Annotated in this window: 19 protein-coding genes; 8 read left to right on the top strand and 11 right to left on the bottom strand. The window is 62.3% G+C overall.

The window, feature by feature from the left end; translation table 11 throughout:
• Positions 1–65 precede the first annotated feature (65 nt).
• Together KI243_RS17095 and KI243_RS17090 are read right to left on the bottom strand one after the other, a co-directional pair.
• Positions 66–1,172: an ABC transporter ATP-binding protein gene (locus KI243_RS17095; RefSeq protein WP_017128578.1), complete on the bottom strand. Its 1,107-nt coding sequence runs from the start codon at positions 1,170–1,172 to the stop codon at positions 66–68.
• Positions 1,172–2,563 carry an aminotransferase gene (locus KI243_RS17090; RefSeq protein ID WP_244861726.1) on the bottom strand — a complete coding sequence of 464 codons (1,392 nt, stop codon included), beginning with the start codon at positions 2,561–2,563 and terminating at the stop codon, positions 1,172–1,174. The genes KI243_RS17095 and KI243_RS17090 overlap by 1 nt, the downstream gene beginning before the upstream one ends.
• A gap of 187 nt (positions 2,564–2,750) precedes the next feature.
• Here KI243_RS17090 and KI243_RS17085 point away from each other — a divergent pair, with 187 nt between their 5' ends.
• From KI243_RS17085 to KI243_RS17070, 4 genes are all read left to right on the top strand, one after another.
• On the top strand, positions 2,751–3,635 hold the full coding sequence (locus tag KI243_RS17085) for a transketolase (protein WP_042936505.1): 885 nt from the start codon (positions 2,751–2,753) through the stop codon (positions 3,633–3,635).
• Positions 3,632–4,642, top strand: a complete 1,011-nt coding sequence (locus KI243_RS17080; protein WP_212809440.1) for a transketolase C-terminal domain-containing protein — start codon at positions 3,632–3,634, stop codon at positions 4,640–4,642. The genes KI243_RS17085 and KI243_RS17080 overlap by 4 nt, the downstream gene beginning before the upstream one ends.
• A complete protein-coding gene (locus tag KI243_RS17075) occupies positions 4,632–5,915 on the top strand; it encodes an aspartate aminotransferase family protein (protein ID WP_178990651.1) in 1,284 nt (427 codons plus the stop codon). The genes KI243_RS17080 and KI243_RS17075 overlap by 11 nt, the downstream gene beginning before the upstream one ends.
• A 134-nt stretch (positions 5,916–6,049) precedes the next feature.
• A complete protein-coding gene (locus KI243_RS17070; RefSeq protein WP_212809438.1) occupies positions 6,050–6,724 on the top strand; it encodes a GntR family transcriptional regulator in 675 nt (224 codons plus the stop codon).
• A gap of 2 nt (positions 6,725–6,726) precedes the next feature.
• Here the strand turns inward: KI243_RS17070 and KI243_RS17065 are convergent, their stop codons facing one another.
• Entirely contained in the window at positions 6,727–7,986 is a 1,260-nt protein-coding gene (locus KI243_RS17065) for an MFS transporter (protein WP_212811218.1), read from the bottom strand.
• A gap of 258 nt (positions 7,987–8,244) precedes the next feature.
• Here KI243_RS17065 and KI243_RS17060 point away from each other — a divergent pair, with 258 nt between their 5' ends.
• Together KI243_RS17060 and KI243_RS17055 are read left to right on the top strand one after the other, a co-directional pair.
• Entirely contained in the window at positions 8,245–9,372 is a 1,128-nt protein-coding gene (locus tag KI243_RS17060; RefSeq protein WP_212811217.1) for an MFS transporter, read from the top strand.
• Between the two features lie 58 nt (positions 9,373–9,430).
• The gene (locus KI243_RS17055; protein ID WP_212809436.1) at positions 9,431–10,531 is read left to right on the top strand and encodes a LacI family DNA-binding transcriptional regulator; all 1,101 of its coding nucleotides are present in this window, start codon (positions 9,431–9,433) and stop codon (positions 10,529–10,531) included.
• A 39-nt stretch (positions 10,532–10,570) separates the two neighbouring features.
• On the opposite strand, the gene KI243_RS17050 is transcribed toward KI243_RS17055, so the two are convergent.
• Genes KI243_RS17050 through KI243_RS17040 form a run of 3 tightly spaced genes read right to left on the bottom strand, consistent with a single transcriptional unit; the run spans position 10,571 to position 14,696 of the window.
• Positions 10,571–12,169 carry a GMC family oxidoreductase gene (locus tag KI243_RS17050; protein WP_212809433.1) on the bottom strand — a complete coding sequence of 533 codons (1,599 nt, stop codon included), beginning with the start codon at positions 12,167–12,169 and terminating at the stop codon, positions 10,571–10,573.
• Between the two features lie 17 nt (positions 12,170–12,186).
• Positions 12,187–13,974 (bottom strand): thiamine pyrophosphate-binding protein, encoded by a 1,788-nt coding sequence (locus tag KI243_RS17045; RefSeq protein WP_177082751.1) that lies wholly within the window; start codon positions 13,972–13,974, stop codon positions 12,187–12,189.
• Positions 13,971–14,696 carry a ThuA domain-containing protein gene (locus KI243_RS17040; RefSeq protein ID WP_042936501.1) on the bottom strand — a complete coding sequence of 242 codons (726 nt, stop codon included), beginning with the start codon at positions 14,694–14,696 and terminating at the stop codon, positions 13,971–13,973. The genes KI243_RS17045 and KI243_RS17040 overlap by 4 nt, the downstream gene beginning before the upstream one ends.
• Positions 14,697–15,087: 391 nt before the next feature.
• Here KI243_RS17040 and hisD point away from each other — a divergent pair, with 391 nt between their 5' ends.
• The gene (gene hisD / locus KI243_RS17035; RefSeq protein WP_177082749.1) at positions 15,088–16,371 is read left to right on the top strand and encodes a histidinol dehydrogenase; all 1,284 of its coding nucleotides are present in this window, start codon (positions 15,088–15,090) and stop codon (positions 16,369–16,371) included.
• A 168-nt stretch (positions 16,372–16,539) separates the two neighbouring features.
• Here hisD and KI243_RS17030 read toward each other — a convergent pair whose 3' ends face one another.
• The 4 genes from KI243_RS17030 to KI243_RS17015 form a co-directional block, all read right to left on the bottom strand.
• On the bottom strand, positions 16,540–17,619 hold the full coding sequence (locus tag KI243_RS17030) for an ABC transporter ATP-binding protein (protein WP_177082747.1): 1,080 nt from the start codon (positions 17,617–17,619) through the stop codon (positions 16,540–16,542).
• A gap of 5 nt (positions 17,620–17,624) precedes the next feature.
• Positions 17,625–18,416, bottom strand: coding sequence for an ABC transporter permease (locus tag KI243_RS17025; protein ID WP_017128564.1), 792 nt, complete (start codon positions 18,414–18,416; stop codon positions 17,625–17,627).
• A 28-nt stretch (positions 18,417–18,444) separates the two neighbouring features.
• The gene (locus tag KI243_RS17020; RefSeq protein ID WP_017128563.1) at positions 18,445–19,380 is read right to left on the bottom strand and encodes an ABC transporter permease; all 936 of its coding nucleotides are present in this window, start codon (positions 19,378–19,380) and stop codon (positions 18,445–18,447) included.
• 96 nt (positions 19,381–19,476) lie between these two features.
• Positions 19,477–20,637 carry an extracellular solute-binding protein gene (locus tag KI243_RS17015; RefSeq protein WP_017128562.1) on the bottom strand — a complete coding sequence of 387 codons (1,161 nt, stop codon included), beginning with the start codon at positions 20,635–20,637 and terminating at the stop codon, positions 19,477–19,479.
• Between the two features lie 560 nt (positions 20,638–21,197).
• On the opposite strand from KI243_RS17015, the gene KI243_RS17010 reads away from it, so the two are divergent.
• The gene (locus KI243_RS17010; protein WP_212809431.1) at positions 21,198–22,298 is read left to right on the top strand and encodes a thiamine pyrophosphate-dependent enzyme; all 1,101 of its coding nucleotides are present in this window, start codon (positions 21,198–21,200) and stop codon (positions 22,296–22,298) included.
• Here KI243_RS17010 and KI243_RS17005 read toward each other — a convergent pair.
• Positions 22,289–23,155 carry a helix-turn-helix transcriptional regulator gene (locus tag KI243_RS17005; RefSeq protein ID WP_017128560.1) on the bottom strand — a complete coding sequence of 289 codons (867 nt, stop codon included), beginning with the start codon at positions 23,153–23,155 and terminating at the stop codon, positions 22,289–22,291. The genes KI243_RS17010 and KI243_RS17005 overlap by 10 nt on opposite strands.
• Positions 23,156–23,619 lie beyond the last annotated feature (464 nt).

The following is a 23,619-nucleotide window of genomic DNA, read 5'->3' as shown; positions in this document are numbered from 1 at the left end:
TTTGCATGGTTGCCTCTCGGGTCATTGTTATTTTCGAGACTTTGGGTTTGGGGGCGTGCGCGGGATCAGGTCAGTTCGAATAGATGGGCGTCTTCGGTACTCCAGTCAAAGCCAGTGATCTGGCCGGGTTGCAGTTGTTTGGAAGCGAGATTGTTGGCGACTTTCACAATCAGCGGCTGCTGGTTGTCCAGGCGCAGATGCACCCGCAGGTGATCGCCCAGATAGACGCTGTCGGTCACGGTGGCTTGCCAGGGCATGGCCGCGGCGGGGCCCAGGCGGATGTTCTCGGGGCGGATGACCAGTTCCACGCGCTCCGGCCGGCGACCGTTCAGGGCTTTCGCCGAGCCGCTGACCTGCAGGCCGTTCTCCAGGGTCACCTGGCAGACCTGGTTGTCGAGGCTGCGGGCGGTTCCGACCAGGACGTTGTTTTCGCCGATGAAGTTGGCGACATAGGCGTTTTCCGGATGTTCGTACAGGGCGGTCGGCGAGCCGATCTGCGCGATATCGCCCTGGTGGAAGACGGCCACCCGATCCGACATGGTCAGCGCTTCGCTCTGGTCGTGGGTCACGTAGACGATGGTGACGCCCAGGGACTTGTGCAGTTGCTTGATCTCGTACTGCATGTGCTCGCGCAGGTTCTTGTCCAGGGCGCCGAGGGGTTCGTCCATCAGGATGATTTCCGGTTCGAAGACCATGGCCCTGGCCAGCGCCACGCGTTGTTGCTGGCCGCCGGAGAGTTCGGTGATGCGCCGCTGCTGCATGCCATGCAGTTGCACCATGTCGATGGCGCGCTTGACCTTGGCTTGCAGGTCGCTGCGGTTCAGGCCGCGCATCCTCAGCGGGTAGGCCAGGTTTTCTTCGACGCTCATATGGGGGAACAGGGCGTAGTTCTGGAACACCATGCCCATGCCGCGTTGATGGGCCGGCTTTTTCTGGATCGGCGTGCCGCCCATGCGGATTTCGCCACGGGTCGGGGTTTCGAAACCGGCGAGCATCATCAGCGTCGTGGTCTTGCCGGAGCCCGAGGCGCCCAGCAAGGTCAGGAACTCGCCACGACTGATGCCCAGGTTGAGGTCCTTGATGACCAGGGACTTGCCGTCATAGCTTTTCTGCACGCCCTTGAATTCGATCAGCGGTTCGGTGGTATGAGGTACATCGGCCTTGGCGTTCATCACAGCGACAACCCGTTGGCGACAGCGACGACATCCAGCGCGCGGGTCAGGCGTGCCACCAGTTCGACAATTTCCTCGGCTTCGATGATGAAGGGCGGGGCCAGGGCAATCGAGTCGCCCATGTTGCGCACGATCAGTCCCTGTTCGCGGGTGGCCCGTTCGACCTGGGCGCCTATGTTGACGGAGGCGGCGAAGGAGGCGCGGGTGTGTTGGTCGGCGACCAGTTCCAGCCCGGCCACCAGGCCGATTCCACGGATTTCACCGATCAGCGGGTGCTGTAGCAGCGGTGCCAACTGCTGGTGCAGGACGCGCCCCATCTCCCGGGTGTGCTGCGGCAGGTCCATTTCCTGATAGATCGTCAGGGTTTCCAGGGCTACTGCCGCTGCCACCGGGTGCCCGGAATAGGTGAAACCATGGCCGAAGCCGCCCAGTTGCTGGCTCTGTTCCTCGACGGCCTGGTAGACGTGGCCCGCGACGACGACGCAGGAGATGGGCTGATAACCGGACGACAGGCTTTTGGCACAGGCCATCATGTCGGGGGCGAACCCCAGGGTCTGATGGCCGAACCACTGCCCCGTACGCCCGAAGCCGCAGATGATTTCGTCGGCCAGGAACAGGATGTCGTGCTTTTTCAGCAGGGCCTGCACGCCGGCGAAATAACCGGGTGGCGGCACGATCACTCCGCCGGCGCCCATGACCGGCTCGGAAATGAAGGCGGCAATGTTTTCCGGGCCAGCGGCTTCGATGCGCTGTTCCAGTTCCAGCAGCAAGCGTTGGGTGAACTGCGCTTCGCTTTCACCCTCGACCCCGTGGCGATAGAAATGCGGGCACTGCACGTGCAGCACGCTGTTTTCCAGGGGCAGGCCGAAGGCTGCGTGCATGTTGGGCAGCCCGGACAGGCTGGCCCCCATGACCGTCGATCCGTGGAAACCCTTTTGATGGGCAATGATCAGGCGCTTGCGGCTATTGCCCCGTGCGCGGTGGTAGGCCCAGGCCAGCTTGATCATCGAGTCGTTGGCTTCCGAGCCCGAACAGGCAAAGAACACCTTGGGCTGTTCGAAGGGAACCAGGCCGGCGATACGTTCGGCCAGCTGCGCGACCACGTTCGGCACCCGGTGGTTGAAGGTGTGGTAGTAGGGCAGGACTTCCATCTGTCGCTGTGCCGCCCGCACCAGCCGCGCATTGGAGAATCCAAGCCCGGCACACCAGAGTCCCGACATCCCTTCGATGTAGTCGCGGCCCTGTTCATCGATCACATGAATCCCTGATCCACGCTCGATAACCAGTGGGCCTTGTTGCTGATGCGCCCGCAGATTGGTCTGCGAATGCAGGTGGAAGCGCACGTCCGTGCGGGCCAGTTCGGTTAGGGGGAGGGTGGTTTCCTGCATCATGACAAGCCTCGTTTGGCGTTACTGATCACTTATAACTTATATGATTGGCACTGAAATGGATGTCGCGCAAGCCCTCGGCGAGAAAAAATAAAAACGCCAGGCGGTGGTTGATTCTACAAAATATAACTTATAAGTTGTAAGAAGAAGGCCATTTCAGGCCTCGATCAACCCACTCAGGAGTGCCCTCATGCCCGCTGCAAATCTTGCGGTTCGTGATCCCGTAACGCCGTTGACGCCCGAGCAGATTGCTCACTTGAAGGAGCGCGCATTGTTCGTGCGCCTGGAAACGGTGCGGCTGATTTCCATCGCCAAGGTCGGCCACTACACCTCGGTGTTTTCCTGTGCCGAGATTTTTTCCGCGCTGTACTACGACGCCATGCGCCTCAAGCGCGGCGAGCCGAAATGGCCTGAGCGGGACCGCTTCCTGATGGGCAAGGGCCACGCTGCCGTGGGGCTCTACCCGTTGCTGGCCGACTGGGATTTCTTCGACAAGTCCTGGCTCGATGACTACACCCGGCTGGGCAGTCCGCTGGGAGATCACCCGGACATGCGCAAGGTGCCGGGCGTGGATTTCAGTTCCGGCTCCATCGGTCACGCCTTGTCTGGCGGTCTGGGCATGGCCCTGGGTGGACGGCTGCGGGGCAGGGCATTCGATGTCTATGTGTTGCTGGGCGACGGCGAGATGCAGGAGGGGCAGGTCTGGGAGGCCGCCCTGGCCGCCGCGCACCACAAGACCGGCAACCTGATCGCCATTGTCGACCGCAACGGCTATCAGCTCGATGGCAAGGTCGATGACGTGGTCGGCATCGAACCGCTCGCCGACAAATGGCGGGCGTTTGGCTGGGACGTGCGCGAGGTGGACGGCCATGACGTCGCCGCCGTTGCCCTGCTGTTGCGCGAACTGAAGGCCGAGCCTGAACGCGAGCGCCCCGTCTGCGTGATCGCGCTGACATCCAAGGGCAAAGGCGTGGAGTACATGGAAACCGAACCCGGATGGCACCTGGGCTGGCTCGCGCCAGAAGATGAAGCGCTTGCCATCGAAGAAATCAAAGCCAAAGGAGGTGTCCAATGAGTGCGCCCATCAACCCCAACAGTTGGCAATACCGCCAACTGAACGCAATCAATCCGGGGCTCAACTACCTTTCCGAAGGCCTGATCGATCTGGTTGCCCAAGGGCATGCGATTGCCGTCGGCACGGCGGATCTCCAGTACTCCAACGGCCTCAACCGGTTTGTCGAGAAGCACCCGGAACTGTTCATCCAGTTCGGTATCGCCGAGCAGAACATGGTGTCCGCCGCGGCGGGGATCGCCACCACCGACACCATGCCGTTCGTGGCCACCTTCGCGTCGTTCCTGGCGTTGTTGTGCTGCGAGCAGATCCGCATGGATGTCGCTTATTCGGCCCTGCCGGTGCGCCTGATCGGTCACCACGCCGGCATCAGCCTCGGTTTCTACGGCACCTCGCACCACGCGACGGAAGACATCGCGATCATGCGCAGCATCGCCGACCTGACGGTGGTCGCGCCGGCCGATGGCCCGCAGTTGGCCGCGGCGATCCGTGCCTCGATTGATCATCCGCAGCCGATCTATTTCCGCATAGGCCGTGGTCAGGAACCCAACGTCTATCCGGACGATGTCACTTTCGAGTTCGGCAAAGCCATCGTTCATTCCACCGGTCGCGACGTGACCCTGATTGCCACCGGCTCCATGCTTCACCCCACGCTGCAGGCCGCCAAGGCGCTGACGGCGAGTGGCGTTTCCGTCGGGGTCATCGACATGCACACGCTCAAGCCGATCGACCGGGACGCCATCTTGAGCGCTGCCGAAGGCTCGAACCTGCTGATCACGGTCGAGGAACACAATGTGATCGGCGGATTGGGTGGTGCTGTCGCGGAAGTGCTGACGGAGGAAGGGGCCGGGGTCCGTCTGGTGCGCCACGGTATTTATGACGAATACAGTTTGATCGCACCGCCGACGCACCTTTATCGGCACTACCGCCTGGACGCCACCGGCATCGAGGGCGTCGCGCGTGAAGCGCTGGCGAAAGTGAAGAGCGCAGGGGGCCGTCATGTCGGTTAATCAATCGTTGTATGCCCGTGCGGAAAAAGTGCTGCCCGGAGGGCATCTGAGTCCAAGCCGCAAGCTGGGCCAGCCCTATGCATTTGTGCGGGCCGAAGGTGCCTATCTGTTTGACGCCGACGGCCAGCGCCATACCGATTTCCACTGCGGGTTCGGTGCCCACGTTCTCGGGCATGGGCACCCGGCGATTCGCGAGCGTGTGTATGAGGTCACGCAGCGTATCGACCTGATCGGCGCGGGGATCACCGACCTTGAAGTCGAGGTGGCCGAGGCCCTGGTCCGCTACATCCCCTGCGCCGAACAGATTGCCTTCTGCAACAGCGGTTCCGAGGCGACCTACCATGCTTTGCGGCTTGCGCGAGCGGCCACGGGCAGAAAGCGCATCATCAAGTTCCAGGGCGGTTATCACGGCTGGCACGACTACGTGGCGATGAACGGCCAGACCGCCAGGGAACGGATCGGCCAGTTCGATCCCATGTCCGACGGGATCCTGCAGGCCGCCGCCGACTTCACCACGGTCCTGCCGTACAACGACGCCGAGGCGGTCGAGCGGTTTCTCAAGGCCCACCCCGGGGAGGTGGCCGCCATCATCGTCGAGCCTATCGCTCACAACATGGGCTCGGTAGCGGCCACGGACGCCTTCCTCAAGGATCTGCGCAGGCTGACCACGGATCATGGCGTGGTCCTCGTTTTCGACGAGGTCATCACCGGTTTTCGTCATGCGCTGGGCGGTTATCAGTCGATCGTCGGGGTCACGCCCGACCTGGCGACCTTTGGCAAAGCCGCCTCGTCGGGGTATCCGGTCGGCTTTATCGCCGGCAAGCGCGAACTGATGCACCTGATCGGCGAGAGCGGCGCCAGGGGCGTGTTCATGGGCGGCACCTGCAACGGCACGCCATCGACGCTGGCCGCGGTCCAAGCGACCCTCGAGGAGTTGGCGCGTCCGGGAACCTATGAAAAGCTGTTTGCCCTGGGCGACTACATGCGCGCGCAGTTGAACGCCATCGTGCAACGGCTGGGCATTCCCGCGCAGAGCGCCGGTTATGGTTCGGCCTGGCTGCTGTATTTTTTCGAAGGGCCCTACAGTCAGTACACCGACCTGCTGCGCAACGACGACAGGCGCGACATGGCGTTTCGTCGGCGCCTGATCGAGCGGCACCACATCTTTCAGCCGCTGCAACTCAAGCGCCTGTATCTCTCGACGGCACACACCCGCGAGATCCTCGATGAGTCGCTGGATGTGATCGAGAGTGTCCTGGCCTCGTTGGCCTGACCGTTGCTTCGGCGAGGCGGCACGTGCGCGAAACACGGCGCATTTGTTGCCTCGTCTCTGGCAGGACTGCATGGCTTATATGTTATAAGTGGTGTCTTATCGCGACCCAAGACCGCAGCTATCAGGAGTCAAGTGTGCAGATTCAACCCTTGGAGCAAGGCAATCTTTCAGCCCGGGCCTACTACTCGCTACGTGAAGGCTTGATCGCCGGAAATTTCCAACCGGGGGAACGGTTGGTCATGCAGGACCTGGCCGAGCGACTGGGTACCAGTGTCACGCCCGTCAGGGAAGCCTGCCTGCGCCTGGTCAGCGAGCGCGGCCTGGAACTACGCTCCGGCCGGTTCGCGACAGTGCCGGCGCTGACTCGCGAGCGCTACCTGGAAGTGCGTACCATCCGTATCGCCCTGGAAGGGCTGGCGGCGGAAATGGCCACCCAGCATGTCACCGAGGCCGACCTGCAGAAGCTCGCGCAACTGCACAGTCTGTTCGAAGAGGCCGACCGCAAGAACGACGGTCTCGCGGCGATGCATCACAACCGCGAGTTCCACTTCACCCTGTATCGCCTGTCCGGAATGGACATGCTCACCGCCCAGATCGAAGGGCTGTGGGTTTCCATGGGGCCGATACTGAATCTGTTCTACATCTTCGGCCACAACTCCTACATCGGTGCCGACGAGCACCTGGTGCTGATGGAAGCGCTGCGGGACAAGAAACCGGCCAAGGCCCGCAAGGCCATTGCCGATGACATCTTGCGGGGCGGGGTCAGCATCTTGAAGTTCATTGATGAAAAGGAAAAAAGACCGGCCTGACCTTACAAGGCATTGGTTTGCGCCTTTGCACAGGCGACGGCTTTCGGCTTGCGCATCAGCAGCGGGCCGAATGTCGCCAGCAGGCCGAGCATGATCAACGGGAAGAACATCAACCGACCCAGGCCAAGATGGCTGACGATCAGGGTGATCACCGCAGGCCCCACCAGCATCCCGGAAAAGCCGATGCAGTTGACGATGCCGATGTTGCGCCCGGCATGCTGGGGATCCCTGCGCCCGGCGGCGGAGATCATCAGCGGGGCAATGCAGGAAAGACCCAGGCCAAACAGGGCGAAGCCGATAATGCCGGTCGTGGCGCTGCCGCCGACGAGGGTGATGATCATGCCGAGGACGCACAGCGTTCCGCAGGCGAAAACCACTTGCGCATTGCCGAACGCCGCCGCCAGCCGGTCACCGAAAAGACGCCCGACAAAGGCGGCGCCGACGAAGATGGAGACAGCCATGCCCGCCGTGGAAGTGGTCGTCGAGAACTCGCGGCGAATGTATTCCTGACCCCAGTCGGCAATGGCGTTCTCGCCCATCATGCTGCCCAGCAGCAGCGTGCCGAGGGCGATCATGACCAGCAGGGTCCTGGTCGAGGGCCCTTTGCCGGACTCATCGGCCACCCCGGCGTTGTGCCATTCGGCGGCCTGCGGGTCGGGCACATCATGCTTGCCCAGCAGCCAGCGACTCAATACACATCCCAGCACCAGCATGGCGATGCCCAGCAAGGTGTAGGGGACTTGTACGCTGTCGGTGTAGAAACCGGTCAACCCACTGCAGGCCATGCCCAGCAGGAAGCCGCCCAATGAATAGAACGCGTGGAAACCGGACATGATCGAGCGTTGGTAAAACCGCTCGACCTGCACGCCATGGGCATTCAGGGCGGTGTCCAGGGCGCCTCGCAACAGCCCGAGCAGCGTGCCGAAACACAGGGCGAACCAGAAGCCGTTGACATACCCCAGCGGGATGATCGAAAGGGGATAGGCCAGGGCGCCCACGGTGATGACCGGTTTGGCGCCAAAGGTGTCGAGCAGGCGGCCCACCAGCAGGGCGCCGGCCGCGGAACCGACGCCGACGCCCAGGGCGATCAGGCCGAAGTCGCTGTCACCCAGTTCCCCGGTGAGCCCCAGCTGGGCCCGGAATACGCTCACGCCCGTGGACCAGATGTACATCATGGCGCCGATCATCATGAAACCGAGAAACGTGGCGATACGTGCCTTGCGGATACGCGGGGGAACGGCGGTCTTCTGGATACGGTTTATCACGCTGCAGGGTCCCTTTTATTGTTGTTGGGTGATGATGCGATTGCAGGTTTGTCATTAAAGTTATACGAATAACCTTTCGAAAAGTAAAACGTGTGGATCATGACCTGTCAACGCTTTTTGGACGGCCTGCATAACCTCTGCACTGGGCTATTGGCCTAATGAATCGTTTTGAGTTATACGTATAACTCAAGTCGTTCAAGCGCAGGGGGTTGCGTGTCATCTCAAGAATTGGTTGTCCCGTGCGCCACGCCGCATATGTCGGCCTACCGGCTGACGTTTCTGATATCGGGTCTGTGCATGGGCGCCTGGGCGCCACTGGTGCCCTATGCGCGCAGCCGCGCCGGGGTCGATGATGGCGCGCTGGGCATCCTGTTGCTGTGCCTGGGCCTGGGCTCGCTGGTGATGATGCCGCTGGCCGGCATCCTCAACGCACGCAGGGGTTGCCGCTTCACCATGCACGTCGGCATCGCCCTGGTGCTGCTGACGTTGCCCATCCTCGCCACGATCGATTCATTCGTCGGCCTGATGTTCGCCCTGACAGTGTTCGGTGCCGGCTGTGGCGCGGTCGACGTGACAATGAATGTCCAGGGAGTGATGGTCGAGCGCGCCACTGGTCGCACTTTGATGTCGGGCTTTCATGGCTTGTTCAGCCTGGGCACGATTGTCAGTGCGGCGGGAATCACCGCCTTGCTCTGGCTGGGCGCCACGCCATTGCAGGCCAGCGCCGCAGTGATGGCGGCACTGGCGGCCTTTGTCCTGACCTGCGGGCGGCAAATGCTCGGGCACAGTGGCGACGAGGGCGGTCCGGCTTTTCTCAGGCCCAGCGCGAAAGTCCTGGTGCTGGGGGTGTTGTGCCTGTTCGCCTTTCTGGCGGAGGGCGCGATTCTCGACTGGAGCGCGGTGTTTCTCACCCAGGTGCGCGGCGTCGAACATTCCATTGGCGGCCTCGGCTACGCGGTCTTTGCCGTGATGATGGCACTGGGGCGCTTGAATGGTGACCGCATCCTGCTCAGGCTCGGTCCGCGGACGGTGCTGGTCGGCGGCGGCCTGATCGTGATCCTCGGGTTCCTGGTGGTGGTGCTGGCGCCGAACTGGCTGGTCAACCTGGTGGGGTTCGCGGTCATCGGCACCGGCCTTGCCAACATCGCGCCGGTCTACCTGTCCCTGGCCGGCGCGCAACGGACGATGCCGGGCGAGTTGGCCATTGCCGCCGCCACCAGCCTCGGCTACCTCGGCATCCTCATGGGGCCGGCGGTCATCGGCCTGTTCGCCCACGCGACCAACCTGTCCTGGGCGCTGCTGGCCGTGGCCTCGTTGATGTTCGCTATCATGGGCAGTGCCACGCGACTGGTTCCGAAGGGTTCCCCGCAGCGGTTACACTGAGCGCAGTTACAGTTCAAGGACCTCGTCAGAGGTATTCAGAGAGAGTGGGAAGCAAGCGATGGCAGCCGTTTCAATGAAAGACGTAGCACTGGCGGCAGGGGTGTCCCAGCCTGCGGTGTCCTACGCCTACAATCGCCCCTCGAAGTTGTCCCCGGCGCAACGCGAGCACATCCTCCAGGTCGCCGCGTCACTCGGCTACCCGGGCCCGAATGTCCTCGGGCGCAGCCTGCGCTCGGGCAAGATCGGGGCCATCGGGCTGATGATGATGGACAAGTTGTCCCTGGCGTTTGCCGACCCGTGCACCATCGCCCTGTTGCGGGGTATCAGCGAAGTGGGGGAGCTGGAGAACGTCGCGCTGACGTTGTTCCCCCTCAACAACAACCGCCTGGTCGGGCGTGCCCAGGCCGCCAGTCACAGCAGCCTGGCGCTGCGCGGTCTGGTGGACGGGCTGATCATCTCGACCCTGCCCGATGATCATCCGGCGGTGCTGGCGGTGGTGAAGCAGAGTATTCCGTTCGTGGTGATCGACTCGCCGCTGGTGGAGAATTCGTTTTTTGTCGGCATCGACGATCGCGGCGCGGCCCGCACTCAGATGCAACACCTGCTGGACCTGGGCCATCGCAAGATCGGCGTCATCATCGATCGCCTCAATCCGGACGGTTATCGCGGCCCTATCGATCGGCAACGCTTCAAGAGCGCCAGCGAGCGTATTGTCCGCGAACGTCTCACCGGTTATGTGGAGGCAGCCAGCGCCGCCGGGCTGGCTTTCGAGGACCTGAGCGTGATCGAGGCCGGTGGGCTGGATTCGACATCGGGGCAGACGGCGGCCTTCACGCTGCTGACGTCCAACGACGTCACCGCGGTGGTCGCCTGTTCGGATGTCATGGCGATCGCCTGCATGAAGACGGCCCACGCCCTCAATCGGCCGGTCCCGCAGACGCTTTCGGTGATCGGTTTCGACGATATTCCCGAAGCGGTGCAGCTTGGCCTGACCACCATCGCCCAGCCCATGGTGGAGAAGGGCCTCCACGCCGCCCGGCTGTTGACCGAGCAATTGAATGCGCCGGCCGATGCACCGCTGCAACCGCAGCAGAAGATATTCGCCACCCGCCTGGTGGTGCGCACGTCGACCCTCAGCGTGCAGCCGTCCGGCGCCTGAGCCCTGAAAGCGGCGGTGTGAAGTTCACACCGCCTTTTCCTATTGCCCTGTCTTGAAATGCGCCGCCACCCTCAGGGCATTGGCGGCGATGGTCAGCGCCGGGTTGACCGCCGCGGATGACGGGAAGAACGAGCTGTCCACCACCCAGGCGTTGTCCAGGTCATGCAACTTGCAGTTCAGGTCCAGTACGCTGGTGGCCGGGTCGCGGCCCATGACGGCGGTGCCGCATTGGTGCGAGTTGGTGGCGATGCCCATGCGTGCCTTCAGGATCACCGGGTAACCCGCCGCGCGCATGATCTTGCTGGTCTTGTCGACCAGGCCTTCATGCGCCAGCAGGTTGTTCGGCGTCCAGTGGACCTTGATCGCGCCGCGCGCCTTGTCGTAGGTGACGCGGTTGTCCGGGGTCGGCAGATCCTCCGAGGTCAGGTACAGGTCGACGCTGTGGTCGGTGATGTAGCGTGAGGCGAACCTGGGCAGCCAGGGGCGCATCGCGGTGATCATCGGCTCGCGGATCTTCCCCAGCATCTGCACGTTACCCAGGGGGAACGCATTGTGAGGGCTGGCGCTGTACCAGTCGTTGATGGCCAGGGTCTTCTGGAAGGTCACCTTGTTCTTGCGCCGCGGGTCCACCGCGAGCATGAAGGTGCTGTTGTGGACCATGTAGTTGCGGCCCAGTTGCCCGGAGCTGTTGCCCAGGCCATCCGGATGCCTGGCGTTGGCCGACTTGAACAACAGCGCGGCACTGTTCACCGCACCGCACGCCAGGACAAAGCGCCTGGCGCGCAAGGTCACCTCGCGGCCATCCATCACCCCTTGTGCCTCGGTGACGGTCCGGCCATCGGCGCTGGTATTCAACTGCCTGATCGTGGTGCGCGTCATCAGTCGGATGCTTGCACCCGCTAACGCGGGCCTCAGGGCCGACACTTCGGCATCGGCCTTGGCCTCCACCAGGCAGGGGTAGCCGTCGCAGGTGGAGCACAGCACGCAGCCACCGCCATCGCCATGGTCCACCGCCGCTGGCATCACGAAGGGCTTGAGCCCCGAGCGCCGCATGCTCTGCTCCAGCGCGAGCAGGGCCGGGTCGTGTCGCAGCGCCGGTTGCGGGTAGGGGCCCGAACGCCAGGGTTCGCTGGGGTCGATGCCGGCCTGGCCGTGGACGCGGTAAAGCCTTTCCGCTTCGGCGTACCAGGGTTCGAACTCGGCGTAACTGATGGGCCATGCCGGGGACACGCCCTCGGCGTGCTGGATTTCGCCAAAGTCCGCCTCGCGAAATCGCGGCAGCATGGCGCCGTAGAACTTGGTATTGCCGCCGACGTAGTAGAACACGCCCGGCGAAAATGCCTGGTTGTCCCGGTCCAGCCAGGGCTCGGCGTTGCGGTAACGGCCTTGGCCGAACACCGATTCGGCGCTCCAGTTTTGGATCTCGCGGGGCAGGAAGTCACCTCGCTCGACCACCACGACGTCCAGCCCGCTATCGCGCAGGGCATGGGCGAACGTCGAACCGCCCATGCCCGAGCCGATAATCACCACATCACAATTGACCGTGCCATCTGCATCAGGTGTCACCACGTCGAGGGCGCGGGGCGCCCTCGTTTGTGGCTTCAGCTCTGCATGATGCGAAATCAATGCATCACTCATTTGAGCCGCTCCAGCGCTTACAGGTGTTGTTCGGAGTTGCGGATTTCCCAGTATTCATCCTGGCGTTCGTCGGTGATGTACTCCGGAATCGGGAAGTCCCACCAGCCGGGCACCCAAGGGCCTGCGGCATCGCGGTCGGTCGGGACTTCGATCAGCACGGGCACGTTGAGGTCCAGGGCTTCCTGCAGGATCGGCTCGAGGTCTTCCGGGCGCTCCACACGGTAGGACTTGAGGCCGAAGGCTTCGCCCACCGCCTTGAAGTCCGGGCTGTAGGGCGTACCGTCCGGGTGGTTGAACTCGGTGCCGATATGGCGACTGGTCTGCTTGCGCTGGCCACCGCGGATCGACATGTAGCCGGCGTTGTTCTGGATCATGAACACCACCGGGATGTTGTTGGTCACGCAGATCGCGATTTCCTGGGAAGTCATCAGGAAGTCACCGTCGCCCAGGATGCACACCACCGGCTGATCCGGCGCGGCCAGCTTGGCGCCGATGGCGGCGGGCACGGCCCAGCCCATGGAGGAGAAACCGCCGGAAGTCAGGTGCGTGCGCGGGGTGTACACCGGGAAGGTCTGCTTGACCGCGCCCTGGGTGTTGCCGGAACCGACGACCACGATGGTGTCGCGGGGGAAGACCTTGCGCAGCGCGCCCAGCGGGCGTTGCGAGGTAAACGGGAAACGCTCGGAATCGCGTCGGCCCGCCAGCTTGGTTTCCCATTCGTCCTGGTAGCCACGCAGATCGCTCAGGTACGCCTCGCGTTCGACGGTCTGGCCTTTCAGGCCTTCGACGATAGCGGCCAGGGCATACCTGGCATCGGCGCAGATACCGACGGTCACCGGGTAGTTCTTGCCGATTTCGTGGGGGTCGATGTCGATGTGGATCAGCTTCGACGGCGGAATGGCAAAGGTCACGCCCTTGGCATAACTGGACGACGACCAGTCGGTGAAGCGACAGCCCACGGCGATGATCACATCGGCGGTGGAGGCGACCTTGTTGCCGCACAGGGTGCCGGTCTGGCCGACGCTGCCGGCGAACAACGGATGATCTTCCGGGAAGCCGCTCTTGCCGTTCCAGGTGGTGACCACCGGGATTTTCCAGGCTTCGGCAAGGGCGAACACTTCGGCGCTGGCTTCGCCGGTGATGACACCACCACCGATGACCAGTACCGGGCGCTGGCAGGCCTGCAGCTCTTGCACCGCCCGTGCCGTGGCGGCCGGGTCGGGGAAGCATTTGCCGATGGGAGTACGCTCTTCCAGGGCGTGGAGGGTCACCTCCGCGGCCTCGGCCTGGACATCCATCGGGATTTCCAGATGGACCGGACCGGGACGGCCGGTGACCATCGCGCTCCAGGCCCGGTGCATCATGAACGGCAGTTCTTCGACGCGGGTCGCCACCCAATGGCGCTTGGTCACGGCTTCGGCGATTTTCGGGAAGTCGTTATCGGTGTAGCGCTCCAGCTCCTGCAGCAAACCGTGGCCGCGCATGTGGGTGGGTGGCCCGCCGGTGATCAGCATCAGGCTGGTGGAGTCGGTGAACGCCGTGGCCATGCCGATCACTGTGTTGGCCGCACCGGCACCGATGGAGGTGACGGCCGCCATCGGCTTGCCGCACACCCGGTAGTAGCCGTCGGCGAGGTGTACCGCGCTCTGTTCATGGAAGACCTGGATGAACTTGAGCTTCGAGTCTTCCTCGAGGAAGGCATCGGTGAGGGTCCAGATACCGTGGCCAGGGATACCGGCGACGTATTCGACACCATAGTTTTTCAGGGTTTGCGCCACGATCTGGCTGCCGGTCAATTTGGTCATGACAGGACTCCTTGGGTTGATGAAGTCGGGTGGGATGCATTGGGGATGTCAGTGCCGGCGGCGCGTCCGCGGGTCGCCCAGTTCAGGCCCTGCTTGGTCAGGCGGCGGATATTCGGGTCGGCCAGGTTGCTGGTGTCGTGCCCGATGGAGTGATAGAACACCCGGCCTTCGCCCCACTGGCGCACCCAGGCCACGGGGCTGCGGTGGCCCTCCAGCCAGGGGAACGGGTTGCCGTCGAAGGTGGTTTCGGCTAGCACGTGGATGTTCGGATCGACCTGCATGTAGTACTGCTCGGAACGCACCTCGAAGTCCTCGACGCCTTGAGTGACCTCATGGCTGCGATCGATGAAGTTGACCTGGTACGGATGGGGAAAGCCTTCGCCCATCGGATGCTCGAGAAACGAGCCGCCCAGGACCCAGTGGTACTTGAGGCTGGCGCGAAAGGCCGCGCCCGCACCGTGCCAACCCACCAGCCCGGTGCCGCTCTCGATCGCCTGGAGCAGGCGGTTTTCCTGGGAGGCGGTCAGCGTCTCGGTGGTGACGGCGTTGTTCCAGCCGATCACGATCAGGTCATAACCGGTCAAGTCCCTGTCCAGGGTGAAGATATCGGTCGACTCCTCGACCTCGAAATCCAGCTCCTGGAAAACGGTCCGTGCCCATGCCGCGATTTCATAGGGGTAATGGCCGGGCCAGCCACCGAACAAATACAAGACTCGACTCACGGTTGGTCACCTCTTCAAGTGGGTGTGATTATTAGGTTATACGTATAACTGTTTATTTAAACTATCACTCCGAATTTCTAAGTCAATGGCTCTTGCATATTTTTCGTGAAGGCACCGTTCTGTGCTACGAATAGCCCTGTTTGCTGGGGTTTAGCACTAAATAAGGGCGGGGGATCATGCCGCTGGCATGGGGAGCCTGGCGTTTTTAAAAGAAAAAGTTATACGAATAACTTATTGGTCATTGGATGTGCTTCAACTGTGCGTCTGTGCTGCGTCAGGTTGCGTCATCAATAAGAGCGCTGCGAAATTGCCCGGGGCAGGGGGGTGGGAAAAGATGATCGCTGACGCCGAGTGCGTCTGGCATGCACTCAGAACCACCTGGAGTACGTTGATGATTCGCTATCTGAAAAAAAGCAAACCGGTCGAAGCCCAAGCCGAGATCGCCGCCCAAGTCCGCGATACCGTTGAGCAGATCATCGCCGACGTCGCCCGCAACGGTGACGCCGCCGTGCGTGAGTACTCGCGCAAGTTCGATAAGTGGTCGCCGGTGTCCTTTCGATTGACCGACGAAGAAATCGCGGCGTGTGTAGCGAGTCTGTCCGAACAGGAAATCGGCGATATCACCTTTGCCCAGGCCCAGGTACGCCGTTTTGCCGAAGTGCAGAAGGCATCCATGCATGATGTCGAGGTCGAAACCCTGCCAGGTGTGATCCTCGGGCACCGCAATATTCCGGTGAACTCGGTGGCCTGCTATATCCCGGGCGGCAAGTATCCGTTGCTGGCGTCGGCGCATATGAGCGTGCTGACGGCCAAGGTGGCGGGGGTGAAGCGCGTGGTTGCCGCGGCGCCGCCCTTCGATGGCAAGCCCCATCCGGCCATCGTGACCGCCATGTACCTGGCCGGTGCCGATGAAATCTATTGCGTGGGCGGTGTACAGGCGATTGCCGCGTTTGCCCTGGGCACCGACACCTTCAAACCGGTGGACATGATCGTCGGCCCGGGCAACGCCTATGTCGCCGAAGCCAAGCGGCAACTGTTCGGCAAGATCGGCATCGACCTGATCGCCGGCCCTACCGAGACCCTGGTGATCGCCGATGACAGCAGCGATGTCGAAATCATCGCCGCCGACCTGCTGGGCCAGGCCGAGCACGGTATCAACTCGCCCGCGGTGTTTCTCACCAACAGCGCCGGGCTGGCGGAAACCCTGCCGGCGGAAATCGAACGCCAACTGACCCTCCTGTCCACTGCGCCCGTGGCCTCGGTCGCCTGGCGTGACTACGGCGAGATCATTCTCTGCGACACCGTCGACGAGCTGGTGCAGGAAGCCGACCGCATAGCCTCCGAGCATGTGCAGGTGATGACCGAGGACCCGTTGTACTTCCTCGAGCACATGACCAACTACGGCGCGCTGTTCCTCGGCGAGCGTACCAACGTCTCCTACGGCGACAAGGTCATCGGCACCAACCACACCCTGCCCACCACCGGAACCGCGCGCTACACCGGCGGCCTGTGGGTCGGCAAGTTCATCAAGACCTGCACCTATCAGCGTGTGCTGACGGATGAAGCTTCGGTGCTGGTGGGCGAGTACTGCTCGCGCCTGTGCGGCATGGAAGGTTTCGCCGGGCACAAGGAGCAGGCCGATATCCGCATTCGTCGCTACCGGAAACCCGCTTGAGGCTTGTCACTCGGTAGCACCAGGCTCCCCACTTCGGGGAGCTTTTTTTTGCCTTCGGGAATACACGAAACGCCGGCGCAAAAAAACGCCGGATCATGCTCTCATCAAAGAGGTCATGAGCCAGCGTCAGGGAGAGGTTCGCAAACTTGTCGTTCAGCGCCTGGTCATTCAGGCCGGGATCACCACGAAGCTCTCGGGTTTGCAGGTCAGTGCCACATCCGTGCCCGGCGGCAGGGCATGGCTGCCGGGTGTCGGCAGTTGCTGGCACTTGAGGTCCAGGGTGCCGCCGGCCACCGCGACGCGGTAGATCACCCGGTTGCCGATGAAGGAGGTGTCCTTGACCTTGCCGGCGAAGGCACCGTTGGCCAGGGCCTCACCCAGCGCCGGCTCCAGGCCGATGGTTTCCGGACGGATCGAGACATTCACCGGTCCGGCCCCCACGCCGCTCTTGGCCGCATGGGCGTAGCGCCCGAACGGCAGCTCCACATAGCCGTCACGGCTGTCGCCGAGGCCGTAGGTGCCATTGATGATATTGGTATCGCCGAAGAACTTCGCGGCGAACAACGTACGGGGCGACCAGTACATCTCCTGCGGCCCGCCGATCTGTTCGATACCGCCCTTGTTCAGCAGCACCACGCGGTCGGACAGGATCATCGCTTCGTCCTGATCGTGGGTGACATAGACAAAAGTGGTCGAGGTCTCTTCGTGGATCCGCTTGATCTCGTTGAGCATATGGTGGCGAATCTTCAGGTCCAGGGCCGCCAGCGGTTCGTCCAGCAGCAGTACCGCCGGACGATTCACCAGGGCGCGGGCCAGGGCCACGCGCTGCGCCTGCCCGCCGCTGAGTTCGGAGATCCAGCGGTTCTTGAAGCTGTCCAGTTGCACCAGCTCCAGGGCCTTGGTCACTTCACGCTTGATTTCGTCCTTGGGCTTCTTCTTCAGGCGCAGGCCGAAGGCCACGTTGTCGAATACATCCAGGTGCGGGAACAGCGCATATTTCTGGAACACCATGTTCACCGGACGATGTTCGGGTGCCAGGGCCGTGGAATCCTTGCCATCGATCACCACCTTGCCGGTGGTCGGTTCCTCGAAGCCGGCGATGATGCGCATCAGGGTGGTCTTGCCGCAGCCGCTGGGGCCGAGCAGGGTCAGGATTTCATTGCGCTTGACCGTCAGGTCGACTTTGCCCAGGGCGGTCAGGTTGCCGTAGCTCTTGGAGATTCCGGTCAGTTCAATACTGTTGGTCATGGCGATTACTCTGCAATTTCAGCACGTTCAAGTTCAAGGCGGCGACGACGCAGGGTCATGACCAGGCCGGCGATGGCGATGATGGCGATGGTCACGACCAGCATGAACACCGAGGCGGCATTGATGGTGGGGCTGACTGCGCGACGCATCATCGAAAGAATCATCAGCGGCAGGGTGGTGTCGCTGCCGGTGACGAAGACGGTGATCAGGAACTCGTCCATGGACAGGGCCACGGCCAGGATCGCGGCACCGGCGATGGTCGGACCGATGATCGGCAGCGTCACCAGCCAGAATGCCTTGAGGGGCGAGGCACCGAGGTCGCGCGCGGCCTCTTCGAACGACAGGTCGAAGTACTCCAGTCGCGAACGCACCGACTCGACGAAAAACGGAAAGGTGAACAGCGTGTGGCCGATGATCACCGTCAGCAGTGAACGGGGCAGGCCGACCAGCGAGAAGAAAATCACCAGGGCAATGCCCAGGAACAAACCGGGCAGGGCGATGGGGGCGAAGTTCATGAAGGCGAACACGGCCTTCACGCGCCCTTTCATGCGCATCAGCGCCAGTGCCGAGAACGTGCCCAGCAACGTGGTGAGGATGGCCGAACCGGCGGCCACGATGGCGCTGTTGGTCAGGGCCGTCATGAAGTCCGAACTGTTGAACAGCGCCTCGTACCATTGGGTGGAGAAGCCTTCGAACGGGAACGACAGCGATGCGGACGAGTGAAAGCTGAACAACGCGATAATCGCGATGGGGGCGTAGAGAAACAACATGTAGACGTAAGTGAATAGCCGGATCATGGCAGGTTACCTTTTTTGTGGACGGCCATCAGTCGTGGTAGCGCTTGCCGGGTGCCAGGTTTGCAGCGCGCAATACGCCCAGCAACAGCGCGTACACCAGCATGAAGACGATCAGCAGCAGATAGGCCATCGCCGCCCCCAGCGGCCAGTTGCCGACCGAGCGGAACTGGTTGGCGATCACCAGGCCGGTGGTCATCGCATCCCGGCCCCCGAGCAATTGCGGGGTGACGTAGTCACTGGCGGCCAGGACGAAGGTGAACATGAACGAGCTGACGATGCTCTTGTGCGCCATCGGCATGATCACCCGCCACAGGATGGTGGTGCCGCCGGCGCCCAGGTCGGCGGCGGCTTCCAGGTAGTCGCGCTTGATGTCGCGCAGGCCCGATACCAGCAACAACAGGGTAAAGGGCAGCATGATGTGCACCAGGGTCAGCACCACCGAGAACTTGCTGAACACCAGCCATTCCAGTGGCTGGTCGATCAGGCCGAAGTGCTGCAGGGTGGAGTTGATCACGCCGTTGGTGCCCAGGATCGAGCGCCAGGCATAGACCCGCACCAGGTAGCTGGAGAACCACGACACCAGGGCCAGGTACAGCACGGCGTTGGAGCGTGTGCGGTAGACGATGTAGTAGGCCACCGGCGCACTGATCACCGTCGACAGCAGGGCGGTCCAGAAGCCGTTTTGCAGGGCGATCCAGAGTGATTCATAGAAGCCGCTGGCATTCAGCGCCTTGGCATAGTTGGCCAGGGTGGCGGCGGGTTCCATGCTGAAGGTCTTGGCCGTCCAGAAGCTGGCGATCAGCAGCAGCACCGATGGAATGAGAAAGAACACCACCAGGAAGAACAGCGGAGGCGATGCCAGCCAGTATCCGCTGAGGGTTTTCCGGTCGATTTTCACGCGTTTGCCAGCTTTCGCATCCCGGTCGTCCAGGGTGATGGGCTCGCTGTTGTTGACTACGGTCATGATGAGTTGCCTGTGCTTTTTTTTCGATGACGTGGCGCTTGGGTCAGAGAGCGCGTGTTCGTGGACACGCCCCCCTGCGACGGCTTGCCAAACGCTTTAGAACGAGCCTTTGAAGTTCGCCCACTGGTCGATCCATTCGGCGTAGGTCACGTACTGGTCGGAACTCAGCGGCGGTTGGCCGTAGAGTTTGGATTTCTCGAAGAAGCTATCCAGGTGCTCGTAGTCGAAGGTGTTCCTCAAGTCGCTGGGCAGCAGGGGAATGGCCTTGGGGTTGACCACGCCGGAGAACATGGTGGTCGCCATCTTGGCCTGGGTTTCAGCTTCCAGGGTCTTGTTGATGAACTCCAGGGCCAGGGGTATGTCCTTGGCGGTCTTGGGAATGAACAGGGCGTCGCACCAGAGCGCAGCGCCTTCCTGGGGGACGGAGAGGGCGGTGGTGATGCCACGCTTGATGGTTTCACTCGGGGTGTTGGCAGAGGCCGAGAACACGACGTCCACTTCGCCCGAGACCAGCAGGGACACGGCGTCGCCCGAGGAGGCGGCGAACACGCGGCACTGATCACGGTAAGGCTTGAGTTTCTCGAAGGCGTCGTTGAACTCGGCATGGGTCAGGTTCGGGTATTTGTCGGCGTAGCCGCCAATGGCTGCGATCAGGGACCAGTTCGAGGTGCCGTCGTCGACGAAGGTCAGCCGGCCCTTGAGTTTCGGGTCCAGCAGATCCTTGTACTCGGCAGGTTTGCTCACTTTCCCGGGGTTGTAGACGATGGTGTTCATCCCCCACAGCAGCGGGATGCCCCACTGCTTGCCATCCCAGTACCAGCGGCTGCCCTTGTAGAACAGTGGCAGGGTATTGTCGGCCGAGTAGTTGGGGATCTTCGCGGTGTCGATGGCCTTGAGCAGGCCCATCTCCTTGTAGATCTTCTCGTAGCCCAGTGCGTACATGGTCAGGTCGAGCTGCACCGGATCGGTGCCGGCCAGCCGTGCGGTAATGTCGTCCTGGTTGCTGGCGTAGCTGGAGCGGACGGTGACGCCACGCTGCTTGCGCCAATCGGCCAGTTCCGCTTCGCCGGTTTCACCTTCCCAGCCGAGGATTTCCAGGTGGCCTGTGCTCGCGGCGAAGGCGCTGGGCACGAACGATCCGATATACAAGCCCGCGGCAGAGGCGGCGGCGCCCAGCAGGAACGAGCGCCGTTTCAAGCTGATGGAGTTGAGGTCAATGCCGGTCAAACCATAACCCGTCTCTGTTTCTTTTTTCATTTCGAGTTCCTGCCTAGGGTGGTTGTGTGCAAACGTTGAGCGACTGGCAAGGCGAGCGCCCGGCGGTGGTCGCCGGACGTCTCCCTTTTCCTGCAGTCAGTTGGATCGGCAGTGTTATGACCAGCATTGATTCCCTGCAGCTGGAGAGGTTGGTAAGGCCTCTACTGGACCGATTGACTCTTCCCTGGCTGGGCGACGCGCGCTTTTCCCGGTTTACGGGATAAGGCCTGGAGGCGGCGCGCCCAGCGCTTGATAGACTCGGCTTTTTGTTTTCATGGATCGAGTATTGGCCGGGCAGGCAAGGCACTCAATTTCGCAGCCCTTTTAAAAGCGACGCACTCTGACGCATCAAAGTGACCTAATCGGCGCAGGCGGCTCTCTTGAGGATAGTTCTCACCCTGGCCGGCGCCGGGGGCGATCATTTGCGTCAACCTGCGTCTCTTTTGCGTGCGCTGCGAAATTGAGCCGGGCCCTGGCTGGGCGAATACTCCAGGGGTGATCCTCGGGCGAGGCGCGGCGCATTCGCGCCGACGCCCGCGCCTGTTTGACTGGAGTATTGCGTGAAGCTCACTGGTGGCCAGATTGTTGCGAAAGCGTTGAAAGCGAACGGTGTCGACTATGTGGCCGGGATACCGGGCGACGGTTCATGGGCGCTGGTGGAAGCCTTGCTGGCGCCGGGGACGGATATTCCGTTCATCCACGTCATGCAGGAGCACAGCGCGGTGCACCTTGCCGACGGTTACTTTCGCGCGTGCGGGCGGCCCATGGCCGTGGTGCTGGCCGGCGCGCTGGGTATTTCCAAGGCCCTGGGCGCCGTGGCGGCCGCGCGCGAGCAGTCCTCGGCGCTGCTGGTGATCAGTGGTGGCCGTGGCGAAGCGGTGACGGGCGGCGTCACCCGGGAGCAGGTGGCGGTGTCCGCGATCGAGCAACTGCCCCAGGCCCTGCGCCAGGCCTTCGATACCATGTTCAGCGGGCGCGTCGGCCCGGTCAGTCTGGCGATTGAAAACGCCGTGCAGAACGCCGCGATCGATGCCAGCCTGCCGCCGGCCACCCTGCGCGCGGAACCGCCGGTGATCCCACGCAGGAAAGCCGTGTTGCGCGATGAGCGAACGTCGCGTTCGGTCCTGGAAAAAGACGCGATCCTGGTGGTCGGGGCAGGGCGTATCCAGGCCCGGGTCGGCGCGATGTTCCCGGTCCACTATCCCCACAGTCACTTGTGCGCCGGTCCCCTGGGCACCCTGGGCTGGGCCGTCCCCGCAGCGATCGGGGCGAAGCTCGCCATGCCGGCCCGCCAGGTAGTGTGCGCGGTGGGCAATGGCGATCTGTTGCAGTCGATGCAGGAGATGGCCGTGTGTGTGATGCACAGCATTCCGGTGGTGTTCCTGGTCTTCAACAACAGTGCCGACGGTCCCGTGGGCGGCAGGCAGGCCTCGCCTGTCGAGCAGCATCGGGCCGGTGAGTTCAACTTGCCGGACGGCAAGCCATACGCCCCGGATTTCGCCGGCATCGCCCGCAACTTCGGCCTTGAAGCCTGGCGGGTCGAGCACGCTTCACAGCTCAATCCCACCCTGGTCAAGGCACTGAACAGCAAGGGGCCCTCGCTGGTCGAGGTGATGGTGGTGCGCGAGGGCCACGACGCGCCCCTGCCGGCTCAGTCCTGACCGCCCCAGACGATGGTGGCGTTGTCGCCGGTCATGTATTCGCGCACCTCCAGGGGAATCGACTGGTCGCTGGGCAGCACCACGGTAGCGTTGCGCAAGTGATGCTTGCGGATCTTGCCCTTGTCCACGAGCCCCAAGGCCATGCGGGTGGAGAAGGGCTGGCGGAACGAGGACGAGGCCACGCCGGTGACCAGCCCGTAGAGGAAGCGGATCGGCCGGCGATGCTGGGGCGTCAGGATCGAGAAGGTCATCTCGTTGCGTTGCTTGCCCTCGAAGTCGACCATGAACAGGCGGTCGCCAAGCAGCAGGCAAAACCCGTGGTAGGTGAAGGAGTAGCCGATCTTGCCGCTGCCATCGCGCAACGGAAAACGTTCGATCGTGACATATTGCACCATCGAGTCGGCGCGATACAGGCAGGTGACCGAACGCAGGATCCGGCCCTTGTAGATCGATGAGTTGTGGTAGCGGTAATAGACGCCCAGATAGTCTTCGAGCAAGTCCGCCGACTGCTTGGCCAGCGGCAGGAAATGATTGAACTGCTCCGAGGCGCGCAAGTCCGTCGGCAATTCGTTTTCATAACCTTCATAGAACTTCTTGAACTCGGCGGGCGGGCGAAAAAGATCTTCCGCTTCCATCATGAAATAACGGCCGATCTTCTGCAGGATCTTCTGTGAAGGCACGTGCTGGCCCACCAGGTACTTATTGAACTGCTGGCGGTTCACATCAACTTTTCGACACATATCGGCAACCGACCGGCAGGACTCGACGAGCGTACTCAGGTTCTTTTGCACATTGGCTTGCAAGTCGCTGCGTACCTGCTGGCGCTCAGGGTGCGAAGTGGCGGCCGCTAACGACATGGTGGGGGTCTCTCCTCGACTGGGCATGATTCTCTCGACGGGTCGGCTCGGTTAAGACGCAAGTTATGAAAGTTATAGCTCAGTTATCGAATAACCTTTTGCTTAACCGACATAACCTCTTCAAGCATTTGAATGTCCTGGTATTGGATAAAGCATGTTCCATGCCGCTTTGTTCGATTGAAACGGGGCGCTTCATGAATAAATGCCTGCGTCAGATTGTAAGCGGTTTGTATCGTCCTGCGGCATTGGCAATCTGCGCGAAGTTGCCGCGCCAGGGCGAAAAAACTTTTATTTATTGATGATTGGGTTACGCCTGAGGTGAGTGGGTAACACATTGAATTTGCGCGGGTAACACTGCTTGGCGGCGCGGGGTGCTTCAGTTCGCGTCAGGTATCGATCGGGTGCGAAATGGAGAAAGAAAACACCCCCCGTGATACTCGGTGGCAGGCTCTCCCTAACGCTGC

The organism is Pseudomonas sp. Ost2 (assembly GCF_018326065.1).
Taxonomy (GTDB): domain Bacteria; phylum Pseudomonadota; class Gammaproteobacteria; order Pseudomonadales; family Pseudomonadaceae; genus Aquipseudomonas; species Aquipseudomonas gingeri.
This window is presented reverse-complemented; position numbering and strand designations above follow the sequence as displayed.